Annotated in this window: 12 protein-coding genes; all 12 read right to left on the bottom strand. The window is 68.1% G+C overall.

The annotated features are described in order from the left end of the window. Positions 1 to 2: 2 nt before the first annotated feature. Genes uraH through AQZ52_RS10325 form a run of 12 tightly spaced genes read right to left on the bottom strand, consistent with a single transcriptional unit; the run spans position 3 to position 12,020 of the window. Positions 3 to 359 carry a hydroxyisourate hydrolase gene (gene uraH / locus AQZ52_RS10380; protein WP_067910122.1) on the bottom strand — a complete coding sequence of 119 codons (357 nt, stop codon included), beginning with the start codon at positions 357 to 359 and terminating at the stop codon, positions 3 to 5. After that, positions 356 to 1,537 (bottom strand): urate hydroxylase PuuD, encoded by a 1,182-nt coding sequence (locus AQZ52_RS10375; protein WP_067910119.1) that lies wholly within the window; start codon positions 1,535 to 1,537, stop codon positions 356 to 358. Before AQZ52_RS10375 ends, uraH begins: the two co-directional genes overlap by 4 nt. After that, a complete protein-coding gene (gene uraD, locus AQZ52_RS10370) occupies positions 1,534 to 1,974 on the bottom strand; it encodes a 2-oxo-4-hydroxy-4-carboxy-5-ureidoimidazoline decarboxylase (RefSeq protein ID WP_067910116.1) in 441 nt (146 codons plus the stop codon). The genes AQZ52_RS10375 and uraD overlap by 4 nt, the downstream gene beginning before the upstream one ends. Then, positions 1,971 to 2,351: an oxalurate catabolism protein HpxZ gene (gene hpxZ / locus AQZ52_RS10365; protein ID WP_067910113.1), complete on the bottom strand. Its 381-nt coding sequence runs from the start codon at positions 2,349 to 2,351 to the stop codon at positions 1,971 to 1,973. The genes uraD and hpxZ overlap by 4 nt, the downstream gene beginning before the upstream one ends. Continuing rightward, the gene (gene puuE, locus AQZ52_RS10360) at positions 2,348 to 3,235 is read right to left on the bottom strand and encodes an allantoinase PuuE (RefSeq protein WP_067910110.1); all 888 of its coding nucleotides are present in this window, start codon (positions 3,233 to 3,235) and stop codon (positions 2,348 to 2,350) included. The genes hpxZ and puuE overlap by 4 nt, the downstream gene beginning before the upstream one ends. Next, complete coding sequence (locus tag AQZ52_RS10355) at positions 3,232 to 4,416, bottom strand: pyridoxal-phosphate-dependent aminotransferase family protein (protein ID WP_082697981.1); 1,185 nt, start codon at positions 4,414 to 4,416, stop codon at positions 3,232 to 3,234. The genes puuE and AQZ52_RS10355 overlap by 4 nt, the downstream gene beginning before the upstream one ends. 43 nt (positions 4,417 to 4,459) lie before the next feature. Beyond that, on the bottom strand, positions 4,460 to 5,701 hold the full coding sequence (locus AQZ52_RS10350; RefSeq protein ID WP_067910104.1) for an allantoate amidohydrolase: 1,242 nt from the start codon (positions 5,699 to 5,701) through the stop codon (positions 4,460 to 4,462). Further along, a complete protein-coding gene (locus AQZ52_RS10345; RefSeq protein ID WP_067910101.1) occupies positions 5,695 to 7,278 on the bottom strand; it encodes a gamma-glutamyltransferase family protein in 1,584 nt (527 codons plus the stop codon). The genes AQZ52_RS10350 and AQZ52_RS10345 overlap by 7 nt, the downstream gene beginning before the upstream one ends. Beyond that, positions 7,278 to 8,204: a 5'-methylthioadenosine/S-adenosylhomocysteine nucleosidase gene (locus AQZ52_RS10340; RefSeq protein WP_067910097.1), complete on the bottom strand. Its 927-nt coding sequence runs from the start codon at positions 8,202 to 8,204 to the stop codon at positions 7,278 to 7,280. The genes AQZ52_RS10345 and AQZ52_RS10340 overlap by 1 nt, the downstream gene beginning before the upstream one ends. Beyond that, on the bottom strand, positions 8,201 to 9,544 hold the full coding sequence (locus tag AQZ52_RS10335) for an NCS2 family permease (protein WP_067910094.1): 1,344 nt from the start codon (positions 9,542 to 9,544) through the stop codon (positions 8,201 to 8,203). The genes AQZ52_RS10340 and AQZ52_RS10335 overlap by 4 nt, the downstream gene beginning before the upstream one ends. Further along, the gene (locus tag AQZ52_RS10330) at positions 9,541 to 10,875 is read right to left on the bottom strand and encodes an AtzE family amidohydrolase (RefSeq protein ID WP_067910091.1); all 1,335 of its coding nucleotides are present in this window, start codon (positions 10,873 to 10,875) and stop codon (positions 9,541 to 9,543) included. Before AQZ52_RS10330 ends, AQZ52_RS10335 begins: the two co-directional genes overlap by 4 nt. Next, positions 10,872 to 12,020: a bile acid:sodium symporter family protein gene (locus AQZ52_RS10325; protein WP_067910088.1), complete on the bottom strand. Its 1,149-nt coding sequence runs from the start codon at positions 12,018 to 12,020 to the stop codon at positions 10,872 to 10,874. Before AQZ52_RS10325 ends, AQZ52_RS10330 begins: the two co-directional genes overlap by 4 nt. Positions 12,021 to 12,083: the final 63 nt, after the last annotated feature.

Below are 12,083 nucleotides of genomic sequence, written 5' to 3'. Positions count from 1 at the left end.
GCTCAGCTCCCCCGGTAGGTCGAATAGGCGAAGGGCGAGACCAGCAGCGGAACATGGTAGTGGCCGCCCCCGGACTCTGGAGTGTCCGAAATCCCGAAGGCGATCCGCACATCGCCCAGAAACGGCGGATCGGGCAGCGCCACGCCCTCGGCGGCAAAGTATTCCGCCACCGCAAAGGTCAGCGCATAGCGGCCGGGCACAAGATCCGGCACGCGCTCCAGCAATTCGGGGCAGCGCCCGTCGGCATTTGTTTCGCCGGCAAACAGCGCCTCGCCGCCCGCATCCTCCAGCCACAGCTGCATCCCCGCAGCCGGCTTGCCCTGCATGGTATCGAGCACATGGGTCGAAAGCGTCGTCATTGCGGGGCTCCTGCGGCAATCCAGCGGCCCAGCGCGTCGCGTTCGGCGCGGGTCATGCCGGTCGTGTTGCCCAGCGGCATGATCTCGGCATCGACCGCGACCTTCTGCACGCGCGGGGCAAACTGGCGGGCATGTTCGTAGCTATCGAGCATCACGCCCTGCGGCGGCGCGGTGACGAGATCGCTGGCCGGCTTCTCGGCATGGCAGGCGGTGCAGTGCTTCTGGAAAATCGGCTGGACGCTCGCCCAATCCGCCGCGCCACCAGCCATCCGCCGGATGCCCGCCTTCTCCGCCGAAACATAGGTCACGCTCACCAGCGCCAGCACCGCGGCCACCGCGATGGCCCGCCCCGGCGGCCGGCCCCGATGCCGCAAGTTGAACACATGCCGCACGGCAACGCCGGTCGCGCCGAGCAGGGCCAGCACCAGCCAGGGCCGCTGCGCCCCGAAAGTCACCGCATAATGGTGGCTGATCATCACGAACAGCACCGGCAAGGTCATGTAATTGTTGTGGAGCGAGCGGCTCTTGGCTGCCTTGCCCAGCGCCGGATCGGGCACTTCGCCCGCCTTGAGCGCCGCCACCACCTTGCGCTGGTTGGGGATGATCACGAAAAATACGTTCCCCACCATCGCCGTGCCGATGATCGCGCCGACATGGAGGTAGGCCCCGCGCGCGCTGAAAATCTGGCACAGCCCCCAGGCCGCCGCGACCAGCACCGCAAACCACGCCGCGCCCAGCGTGCGGTCCTCGCGGCCCAGCGGCGAACGGCAGAGCCCGTCATAGACCAGCCAGCCGCCCACCAGCACCGCCGCGCCGATCCCGAAGGCCTGCACGGGGCTGAGCGCCGCCTTGGCCGGATCGATCAGAAAGCTCGCCGCGCCCACCCAGTAGACCAGCACGAGCAGCAGAAAGCCGGTGATCCAGGTGGTGTAGGCCTCCCACATGAACCAGTGCAGGTCCTCTGGCATCTCGCTTGGCGCGACCTGATACTTCTGCTTGTGATAGAAGCCGCCGCCGTGGACCGACCACACCTCGCCCGAGGCCTCACCCGATTTCGGCGGGACCAGATGGTTGTCGAGCCACACGAAGTAGAACGAGGAACCGATCCACGCGATGCCCGCCGTCAGGTGGAACCAGCGGATCGCCAGGTTCAGCCATTCGGCCCAGTCCACAGTCACCGCGCATCCTCCAACCGTAAGCGGACGATTTCGCCGATCTGCGCGATAGCCGTGGCGATCTCCGTCTCACGGGTCTGCGCCAGCCGCGCTTCCATCGCCGCGAGAATCCCCGCCTTGTCGGTCAGCCGCACGCAGATGATGAAGGGAAAGCCGAAGCGCTCCCGGTACGCCGCATTGAGCGCATGGAACCGCGCGAACTCATCCGCCGTCAGCCGGTCGAGCCCCGCGCTCGCCTGCTCCGCCGCCGACGCCTCGGTCAGCGTGCGGTCAATGGCTGCCCTGCCCGCCAGCTCGGGATGCGCGCGGATCAGTGCCAGTTGCTCCTCCGCGCTCGCCGCATGGACCACCGCCATGAGGTCGGCATGGCGGTCCCCGCTCGAAGGCAGGGCATCCGCCCGCGCCTCGACCCACGGGCTATGCTCGAACAGCGCAGTCACGCGGTCGCGCCTTCGAGGCTGACATGCGCGGAAACCACCTTCCAGCCATCCACAAACTTCACCCAGGCCTGGCTCTGACGACCGCGCCGGTCGCTCCCCTCGCGGAAGAACTCGGCATCCGCTGTCGCGAAGGTGTCGCCGTAGACGGTGATCGCCACATGCCCCAGCCGCCGCTGCGGCGATCCGCCGCGACCTTTCCGAAACTTGCGGATCGCTTCGATCCCCCACAGCACTTCGCCCACGCCAAAGCGGTTGGTCGTCGGCGCGTTGTGAAACAGCGCGTCCATCGCCGGGAGATCATCCGCCATCAGCGCACGCTCGTACTCTGCGAAGGCCGCGGTCATTTCCGCAAGCAGTTCGGGATCATTCACCCTCATGCCGGATGCTCCGCCGCCCAGTGCCGCGCGATATCCACCCGCCGCGCGATCCACGCATCTCCGCTGGCGATCACATGATCGACAAACCGCGCCACCGCCCGCGCCCGGCCCGGACGGCCCGCAACACGCCCATGGAGGCCGACCGACATCATCCGCCCGCCTTCCTCGCGCAGCTGCTCGAAAGTGTCGCGCAAGTATCTGAAAAACTGCTCGCCTTCGGTGAAACCATTCAGCGACACGATCTTCATGTCGTTGGCATCGAGCGAATAGGGCACGATCAGTTGCGGCCCCCCATGCCGCCGATCCCAGTATGGCAGGTCATCGGCATAGCTGTCCGCATCGTAAAGGAAGCCGCCCTCCTCCACCACGAGCCGCGCCGTGTTCGGCGAGGTCCGCCCCTGATACCACCCCAGCGGCCGCGCGCCGGTCAGCTCGGTATGCAGCGCGATGGCCTTCGCGATATGCTCGCGCTCCACCTCTTCAGGCACGTACTGGTAGTCGATCCAGCGATATCCATGGCTCGCGATCTCCCAGCCCGCCGCCAGCATGGCCTCGACCGCCGCCGGATTGGCCGTCATGGCCATGGCCACGCCGAACACCGTCACCGGCACACGGCGCGCCGTGAACAACCGATGCAGCCGCCAGAACCCGGCGCGGCTGCCGTATTCGTAGAGGCTCTCCATCGCCATCGCCCGCGCCGGATGGCTTGCCGCTCCCACCATATCCGAAAGGAACGCCTCGGAACCCTTGTCACCGTTGAGGACCGAGTTCTCAGCGCCCTCCTCGTAGTTGATCACGAACTGCACGGCGACTTTTGCCCCGCCCGGCCAGCGGGCCTCGGGCGGGGTCGCGCCATAGCCGACAAGGTCTCTGGGTGACGTCATGCCGCCTCCCACGCCGCAATCGCCGCCGGCACCGCAGCGCCGAGCGGAACCTTGTGGCCAGCCGCCGTCAGACAGGCCTCGAGCGCCACCAAGGTCAGCAGCACCTTGTGCTTCATCGCGTTGTAGCCCATCGCGCCCAGCCGCCAGATCCTGCCCTGAAGCGGCCCAAACGCGGTGCCGATCTCGATTTCGAAATGCGCCCGCATCGCGGTGCGGATCGCCTCGCCATCGACGCCGTCGGGGATATGAACCCCGGTCACATTGGTCATCCGGTGCGCGTCATCGCCATATACGGTGAGGCCCATGGCGCGGACCCCCGCCGTCATCGCCGCGCCCGCCTTGCGGTGCCGGGCAAAGCGCTGTTCCAGCCCCTCGCCCAGCGCCACCCGCGCGCATTCCCGCGCGGCATAGAGCATCGAGGTCGCCTCGGTGTGGTGGTTGAGCCGCTTCTCGGACCAATAGTCCATGATCATCGCGAGATCGAAGTAGTTGGACGGGATGCGCGGGCCCGTCCCGTCGGCGATATCAGCGCGGCGGATGCCCTGCTCGACATGCCGCCGCGCAAAAATGCGCTCCGCCGCCCGGTCCGAAATCGTGATCGGCGCCGAACCCGAAGGCCCGCCGAGGCACTTCTGCAAGCCTGCCGTCACCACGTCGACGCCCCAGCGGTCTGCCGCGATCTCCATGCCGCCCAGTGTCGCGCAGGCATCGACGTAGAGATAAGCCCCCGCCGCCTTGCAAAGCGCGCCCAGCCCGTCGAGCGGCTGCGCCATCGTGGTCGAGGTATCGCCGTGCACCGTCGTCACGACCTTGGGGCCATGGTGCTCGATCGCGTCGGCAATCGCGTCCATCGGCACGACTTCGCCCCAGGGCGCGCTCACCGTCTCGATCCGCGCGCCCAGCCGTGTCAGGATTTCGGTCAGCAGCAGGCCAAACCGCCCGAAGTTCACCACCAGCACCGTGTCGCCCGGTTCGACCAGGCTCACCAGCGAAGCCTCGATCGCGGCGCGCGCGGTGCCATCGATCAGCATGGTCCACTGGTTCTCGGTCCCGAACACTGGGCGATAGAGCGCCATGACCTGGTTCATGAACCCGGTCATCTCGGGATCGAACTGGCCGAGCAGGTCGGCCGCCATCGCGCGCAGCACGCGCGGGTGGGCGTTGACCGGACCCGGCCCCATCAGCAGGCGCTGCGGCGGATCGATCTCGCCGAACAAGGTGGGATCAAGCGTCACATTTCGCTCCCAGGAGTCTGATAAAGCCGGACATCACGTCCAGCGCCGCTTGTGCGTCTGCCGGTTCGACATGTTCGGCCGGATTGTGGCTCACCCCGCCCCGGCAGCGCAGGAACAGCATGGCGGTGGGGCACAGCGCGGCCATGATCATCGCATCGTGCCCTGCGCCCGAAACCAGCCGGAAGGGCCGGTGCCCCGCCTCTGCCATGGCGGCATCGAGCAGGTCCATCAGCCCCGCATCGCAGGGGCTTGCGGGCAGATCATGCACCTGCCGCACCGAGAGCCCGAGGTCGCGCCGCCCCGCGATCGTGCGAAAGCGGCGCAGGATCTCATCTGCCGCCCGGTCGCGGACCGCTGCATGGCCGGCCCGCACATCAAGCGTGAAGCGGCTGCGTCCGGCAATCACATTGGCCGCGCCTGAAGGCACCTCGACCACCCCCACGGTCGCCACCAGATCGGCCGGGCCCGCCGTCGCGACCTCCTCGGCCGCCAGCACCATCTCGGCCATGCCCGCCACGGCATCGCGCCTGAGGCCCATGGCCGTCGTCCCGGCATGGCCCGCGGTTCCTGAAAGCCCGATCTCGAAACGCAATTGCGCCGCGATCCCGGTCACGGTGCCCAGCGCCAGCCCCTCGGCCTCCAGCACTGGCCCCTGCTCGATATGGGCCTCGAGATAGGCGATCACGTCACCGGGCCTGCGTGCGGCAGAGGGATACGCCGCCAGATCCAGCAGATCGCCCAGCCGCACCCCATCACGGTCCGCCACATCCAGCGCGGCGGGATCAAGCGTTCCCGCCACCGCCCGGCTGGTCAGCATTGCCGCCGGGAAGCGCGAGCCTTCCTCATCCCCGAACGCATAGACCTCCACCGCAAAGGGCATCTGCACGCCGCCTGAGGAAAGCGCTGCAACCGCTTCAATTCCCAGCAATATCCCCAGCGGACCGTCATAGGCCCCCGCACCGCGCACGCTGTCGACATGGCTGCCGATCACCAGCGCCGGTGCGCCCGGCTTGCGCGCCTCATAACGCCCGATCAGGTTCGCTGCCGCATCGCGCCGCACGCTCATCCCGGCCCCGGCCATCCATTCGGCCAGCTGGTCCTGCGCGGCGTGGTAGGCAGGCGAAAGATAGGTCCGCGTCAGCCCGTCGGCACTGTCACTGAACGGCGCTTTCGCCAGCGTATCGCAACGCGCGACAGCCCGGGCGCCGCCAGAGACTTTGGCCATCACCATGCTGCCACCCCGCCATCGCTGCGCGGATCGGTCGCGCCATCAAGCCGCCCGTCTGGATGGCGCACGATGGCACCCGCATGGCCCATCATTGCGGTCAGCGGCCCGACGCGCTCCACCGCATGGCCCGCCGCTTCCAGCGCCGCGTAAAGCTCCGGCGCAAAGCCATCTTCCAGTTTGAGCGTGGTCGATTGATCCCCCCACGTGCGCCCCAGCAGCCAGCGCGGTGCGCTGATCGCCGCCTGCAAGTCCGCACCGAACCGCGCATAGCGCGTAAACAGCGCGGCTTGCGTCTGCGGCTGGCCCTCACCGCCCATCGTGCCATAGGCCATGACCCGCCCATCATCGAACTTCGCGAGCGCCGGATTGAGCGTATGGAACGGCTTGCGGTGCGGCTTCAGCGCATTCCAGCCACTTTGCGCCAATCGGAAACTGCTCCCCCGGTTCTGCCAGGTGATCCCCGTCCTCGGCAGCACCAGCCCCGAGCCGAACTCGAAATAGGTCGACTGGATCGCGCTCACCACGCGCCCCTCGCCGTCCGCCGCCCCGAACCAGCAGGTATCCCCCCACTGCGGCGGCTGCGGCCACGCAAAGGCTTGCGCCGGATCGATCCCCGCCGCCAAAGCATCCAGCGTCACCGCATCATCCAGCAGCCCCTGAAAATCGAATCCGGTCAACGCCGGATCGCCCACATGCCGGTCGCGCAGCAGAAACGCCTGCTTGGTTGCCTCGACCAGCCCGTGCACATGGTCGAACCCGTCCGCAGTATCCGCCGCCAGCCGGTCAAACAGCGCCAGGATCAGCAGCGAGGCAAAGCCTTGCGTCGGCGGCGCGCTGTTCCAGAGCTGTGCGCCCTTGATCGGCGTGGTAAGCGGCTCGGGCCGCGTCGCCAAATGGGCCGCCAGATCCGCTGCCGAAACCGGACTTCCCAGCAAGGCCAGATCCGCTGCAATGTCCGCCGCCAGCGCGCCAGTGTAGAAGCTCTCCAGCCCCTCCGCGCAGAGCCGCCGCAAGGTCTGCGCCAGCACCGGCTGCCGCAGCACATCGCCCTCCCGCAGCGGTTGCCCGTCTGGCTCGAATGTCGCCGCATAGGCCCCCGGCTGCACGCGCAGTTCCGGCCCCTTGGCTGCCGCAATCGCTGCCTGCCCCGCCGTCACTGCCACGCCTGCCTCGGCAAGGGCGATGGCATCGCGCACCAGCCGCTCCAGCGGCAGCGATCCGCCTGCGCTCGCCAGCGCCGCCGCCCAGCCGGAAATCGTCCCCGCCACCGTATTCGCCGCCAAGGGCCCGCGAAACGGCACCGTCGCCAGCCCCGCATACATCTCCAGCGAGATCGCCCCCGCCGCCCCGCCGCAGCCGTGGATGCCGTGCACCGCGCCATCGGGCTCATGGATCACCCAGAACCCGTCCCCGCCGATCCCGGTCATATGCGGATAGACCACCGCGAGACACGCCGCGACCGCGACCGTCGCCTCCACCGCATTGCCGCCGTCCTGCAGCACGGACAGGCCCGCCTCCGCCGCCAGCCGGTGCGGTGCGGAGACCATGCCCTTCCGGCCCGAGACGGTTGTCAGGTCCATCAGTCAGGCAAGGCCGCGACGAAGGCCCGCACCACGTGCGCCGAATTGGCCGAGGAGAGATGCTCGAAGACATATTCCATGTTCTTGTGCGGATCGCCGCCGGCAAGGTCGGACAGGCTGCGGAACACGATGGCCGGCACCGCATTGCTCATCGCCACCTGCATCACCGCGGCGCTTTCCATATCGAGCACGCGGGCCTTCCACGCCTTCTGGAGGTAGACGCGGAACGCGGCGTTGTCGGCATAGATGCCCGCCGTCACGCCCGTCCCGCCGACCATGACCTTGGGCGTCTTCGGCAGGCACAGCGCCGATCCTGCGCGCATCTTTTCCGAAGCCGGCACGCAGCGCTCCAGCGTGATGGTGGGCACCACCTTCTGCGCCAGCGCCAGCAGATCGGCATCGACCGGGATCCGGTAGACCCGCTTCATCGGCGCGCTTGGCGTGGTGATCAGCGTGCCGCGCGGGAAGAGGAAGTTCCAGTTCGCAGGCGATTGCGCATCGCCCTTGTCCGGCGCGACCCACCCGCGCTTCGTCATCCGCGCGAACGAGCCCTCGAGATACTGGCCCCAGTCCTGGGGCACCACGACATCGCCGATGGAGAGCGCCGGATCGACGCCGCCCGCGATGCCTGAAAATACGATGCGCTTCACGGTGAACCGGTCAAGCACCAGCTGCGTGCTCATCGCCGCATTCACCACGCTGACGCCGCTCTGCATCAGCACGACCGGCTTGCCTTCCAACGTTCCCGTCAGAAAGGTGTTGCCGTTGATCGTATGCTCCCTGGCATCCTTGATCATCGGGACAAGCGAATGCCACTCGGGATAGAATGCCGTCATCACCACCGTGCGCGGCGTATCGTCGAGCTTCTGGGCAGCGGCGGGTGTCGCCACGAGTGCCGCAAAGATCAGGAAAGCACGGCGCATCATGCCGCAGCCATCCAGGCAAAGCGCGCCACGAACAGCGCGGCGAGCGTGTAGAGAAACCAGTCCTTGAAGCTCGCCTCGCCCTTGATCAGCTTGAGGAAGGCGTGCGCCGTGATGCCGAAGGCCAGGCCATTGGCGATCGAGAACGTCAGCGGGATCATCGCCACTGTCAGGAACGCCGGGATCGCAGCCATCGGGTCCTCCCAGTCCACCTCGGTCAAGGGCAGCAGCATCAGCCCGCCCACCACCACGAGCGCCGGTGCGGTCGCCGCCAGCGGCACGAGGCTGGCGTAAGGCGCCACGAACATGGTCGCGAGGAACAGCAGGCCGCATACCACCGCCGTCAGCCCCGTGCGCCCGCCCGCCTGCACGCCCGCAGCGCTTTCGACATAGCTGGTCACGGTGGAGGTGCCCGCCACCGCGCCCACCATCGTCGCCACGGCATCGGTCATCAGTATGCGGTTGAGGCCCGGAATCCTGCCCTGCTTGTCCATCAGTCCGGCACGCTTGGTCACCGCCACCAGCGTTCCGATATTGTCGAACAGGTCGACGAAGAGGAACACGAACAGGATTTCGAGCAGCCCCAGCCCGGCCTTCCCCGAAAGGCCGAAGACGCCCGGGATGTCGAGCTTGAACGCCGTCGCCGTCAGCGCGGCGAGGCTGTATGGCTCGGTCGGCGCATGGACCTGCCCCATGACCCAGCCGGCCAGGGTCGTCAGCACGATCCCGATCAGCATGGCCGCGCGCACATTCCACACTGAAAGCGTGCCGATGATCACGAGGCCGAACAGCGCCAGCGCAGGCCCCGGCTGCGTCACGCTGCCCAGCGCCACAAAGGTCGCCGGATTGGCCACCACGATCCCGGCATCCTTGAGCCCGATAAAGCCGATGAACAGGCCGATGCCGCCCGCGACCGCCGCAAACAGATGCTGCGGGATGACCGAGACGATCAGCTGCCGCACCCCCGTCAAGGTCAGGATCAGGAAGGCGACGCCCGACAGGAACACGCAGCCCAGCGCCACCGGCCAGGGCACGCCCATCTGCTGCACCACCGTGAAACTGAAATAGGCGTTGAGCCCCATGCCCGGCGCGAGCGCCAGCGGCGTGTTCGCCACGAGCCCCATCAGAATCGAGGCAAAGGCGGCGGCAAAGCAGGTCGCCGCCGCCACCGATGCCACCGGCAGCCCCGCCTGCCCCAGGATCGCCGGGTTGACGAGCACGATATAGGCCATCGTCAGGAACGTGGTGAACCCCGCCAGCACTTCGGTGCGCACATCGGTGCCGCGTTCGTGCAAGTGGAACCGGGTCTCCAGCATCCCCGCATCTGCTGTTTCGCCCGTCATGTCATGCCCCCCGCAAATGCGCCTTCCGGCATGGTCACGCCGGTAATGCCTCTGTCTTCAAGTTCTGTTGCCAGCCGCAGCAGCGCGCCTTCGCCGCCCGGCTTGCCGATCAATTGCAGCCCCAGGGGCAATTGCCCCGGCCGCTTCAAGGGCACCGCCAGCACCGGCAGGCCGGTAAACGTGATCGGCTGGGTGTGGATGCCAAGGTTCGACCGCGCCTCGCTTGGGACGCCGTCGATCAGGATCAGCTGATCCTCGATCAGCGGCGCGGCGCAGGGCGCGGACGGCGCCAGCAGAACGTCGAAATCCGCTATCAGCGTGGCGATTGCGGCCCGGTGTTCGGCGCGAAAGCCGCGCGCTTCATCATAGAGCGCTTGCGGCAGCAAGGCCCCGGCAATCAGCCGGTCGCGCACCGCCGGGTCATAAGCCATGGGGTTTTCGGCCAGAGCGTCGCGGTGCAGCTGCCCGCCCTCATAAGCGGTCATGACGAACGCCGCACTGCGCGCCCGCGCCACATCGGGCAGTTCGATCAGCGGCGCATCGGGCGCGATGGCGTCGATCGCGGCCAGCTGCGCGGGATCGGCATTCTCGCGAAACCGGCCGCCGAGCCGCGCGATCCTTGGCGCAGTGCCGGCCGGCAGCACCGCTTCGCCGCGCAGCACGCCCCAGACCAGCGCCAGATCATCGAGGCTCGCCGCAAACGGCCCGATCTCGTCAAAGCTCTCGGCAAAGGGAAAGGTCCCCCTGAGCGGCAGGTCATCCCGCGCCGGCCGCAGACCATAGAGCCCGCACAGGCTTGCCGGAATGCGCACCGAACCGTTGGTGTCCGATCCCAGCGCAAAGGGCACCAGCCCCGCCGCCACCGCCGCCGCCGATCCGCCGGAGGAGCCGCCGGCCAGCCGCGTGGACCCGTGGGGATTGCGCGTGGTGCCGTAATCCGCGTTTACCGTGGCAAAGCCATAGGCGAACGCATCCATGTTGAGCGTGGCGCAGAGCACCGCGCCCGCCGCTTGCAGCCGCCGCACCGCTTCGGCATCGGCGCTCGCGGCAGGCCCCGCGGCGCGCGCGGCAGAGCCTGCCGTCGTCGGCAGGCCCGCGACATCGAACAGGTCCTTTACGGCGTAAGGTACACCCGCAAGCGGCCCCGGATCGCCCCCGAGCGCGCGCTTGGCATCGACTGCGGCGGCCTCGGCCATCGCCCGTTCGGCCAGGACCCGCGTTACCGCCACGTGCTGATCCGCCGCCAGCGCATCGAGCGTGCGTGACACAACTCTGCAGGCGCTCACTTCTCCGCTGCGAACCGCCGCTGCAATCTCGCTCGCCGTCCTCATGCGCCCTCCTCACCCAGCGCGATGCGCGCATGACGCGTCAGCAGGGCAAGATTGGCGTTCACCCCGGGGCGGCATTCCTCCGGCACCGGCAGACCGATCTCCCCGGCGCGCGCCAGCATCGCGGCCTCATCCTGCGGCGGAAGCGGCGCAGACGCCGCAGCCAGCGCCTCGCCCTCGCGGCGCCAGCGCCCCGCCAGCCAGGCGCAGACGAACAGCTGCAACTGGTGGAAGATCATCAGCGGAAGGATCACGATGCCCACTTGCGCCGGCGCAAACAGCGCGCCCGCCATCGGCACCCCCGAAACAAGGCTCTTCTTCGAACCGCAGAACAGGAGGACAATCGCATCCTCGCGCGCCAGCCCCGCCGCGCGCGCCACAACGCCGTTCACCGCAATCACCACCGCCAGCATCGCCGCCGAAGCCGCGAGCAGAACGGCGAGATCGAACGGCCCGACGCGCAGCCACACCCCGTTCACCACCGCCGCGCTGAACGCCGAATAGACCACCAGCAGCACTGAGGAACGGTCCACCGGCTGCAGCAGCTTCTTGTGGCTATCGATCCATTTGCCGATCAGCGGCCGCAGCAGATGCCCCGCCACGAACGGCAACAGCAGCTGCGTCGCGATCTTCTGGGCGGATCCCAGTCCGTCCATCGCGCCGCCCGCACCGCCGTTCGCATGAATGAACACGGTCACCAGCAGCGGGGTCAGTACCACGCCGATCAGGTTGGAAAGCGAGGCGCTGCACACCGCCGCCGCCACATTGCCGCCCGCCATCGCGGTAAAGGCGATCGAGCTCTGCACCGTCGAGGGCAGCAGCGCGAGGAACAGCAGGCCCATCGCCAGTGTCGGATCGATCAGCCGCCCCGTCAGCGCCTGTGCGACGAGCCCCAGCACCGGAAACAGCAGATAGGTGAACGCCAGCGTCATCAGATGCAGCCGCCAGTGCCCCACGCCTGCCAGCACCGCCTCGCGCGAGAGTTTGGCGCCGTGGAGGAAGAACAGAAGCACGATCGCGGCATTGGCGGCCCAGTCGAACCCCGCCAGCACCGTCCCGCGCGCAGGCAGCACGCTCGCCGCCACGACGCAGCCCACCAGCCACATCAGGAACGGATCGATTGTCGGCAGTTTCGCGCGAATGGCCATGTCTCCCCCCGCTATGCCCCGCCAGACCCTATCGACCTAGCGCAATGAAGCGGACGGTTTGTT

It is taken from the genome of Novosphingobium fuchskuhlense (genome assembly GCF_001519075.1).
GTDB classification, from domain to species: domain Bacteria; phylum Pseudomonadota; class Alphaproteobacteria; order Sphingomonadales; family Sphingomonadaceae; genus Novosphingobium; species Novosphingobium fuchskuhlense.
This window is presented reverse-complemented; position numbering and strand designations above follow the sequence as displayed.

Coding starts and splice junctions, on each gene's coding strand:
- uraH (WP_067910122.1), bottom strand. CDS start 359: ATGACGACGCTTTCGACCCATGTGCTCGATACCATGCAGGGCAAGCCG.
- AQZ52_RS10325 (WP_067910088.1), bottom strand. CDS start 12,020: ATGGCCATTCGCGCGAAACTGCCGACAATCGATCCGTTCCTGATGTGG.
- AQZ52_RS10330 (WP_067910091.1), bottom strand. CDS start 10,875: ATGAGGACGGCGAGCGAGATTGCAGCGGCGGTTCGCAGCGGAGAAGTG.
- AQZ52_RS10345 (WP_067910101.1), bottom strand. CDS start 7,278: ATGGACCTGACAACCGTCTCGGGCCGGAAGGGCATGGTCTCCGCACCG.
- AQZ52_RS10340 (WP_067910097.1), bottom strand. CDS start 8,204: ATGATGCGCCGTGCTTTCCTGATCTTTGCGGCACTCGTGGCGACACCC.
- hpxZ (WP_067910113.1), bottom strand. CDS start 2,351: ATGAGGGTGAATGATCCCGAACTGCTTGCGGAAATGACCGCGGCCTTC.
- puuE (WP_067910110.1), bottom strand. CDS start 3,235: ATGACGTCACCCAGAGACCTTGTCGGCTATGGCGCGACCCCGCCCGAG.
- AQZ52_RS10355 (WP_082697981.1), bottom strand. CDS start 4,416: ATGGGGCCGGGTCCGGTCAACGCCCACCCGCGCGTGCTGCGCGCGATG.
- AQZ52_RS10350 (WP_067910104.1), bottom strand. CDS start 5,701: ATGGTGATGGCCAAAGTCTCTGGCGGCGCCCGGGCTGTCGCGCGTTGC.
- AQZ52_RS10335 (WP_067910094.1), bottom strand. CDS start 9,544: ATGACGGGCGAAACAGCAGATGCGGGGATGCTGGAGACCCGGTTCCAC.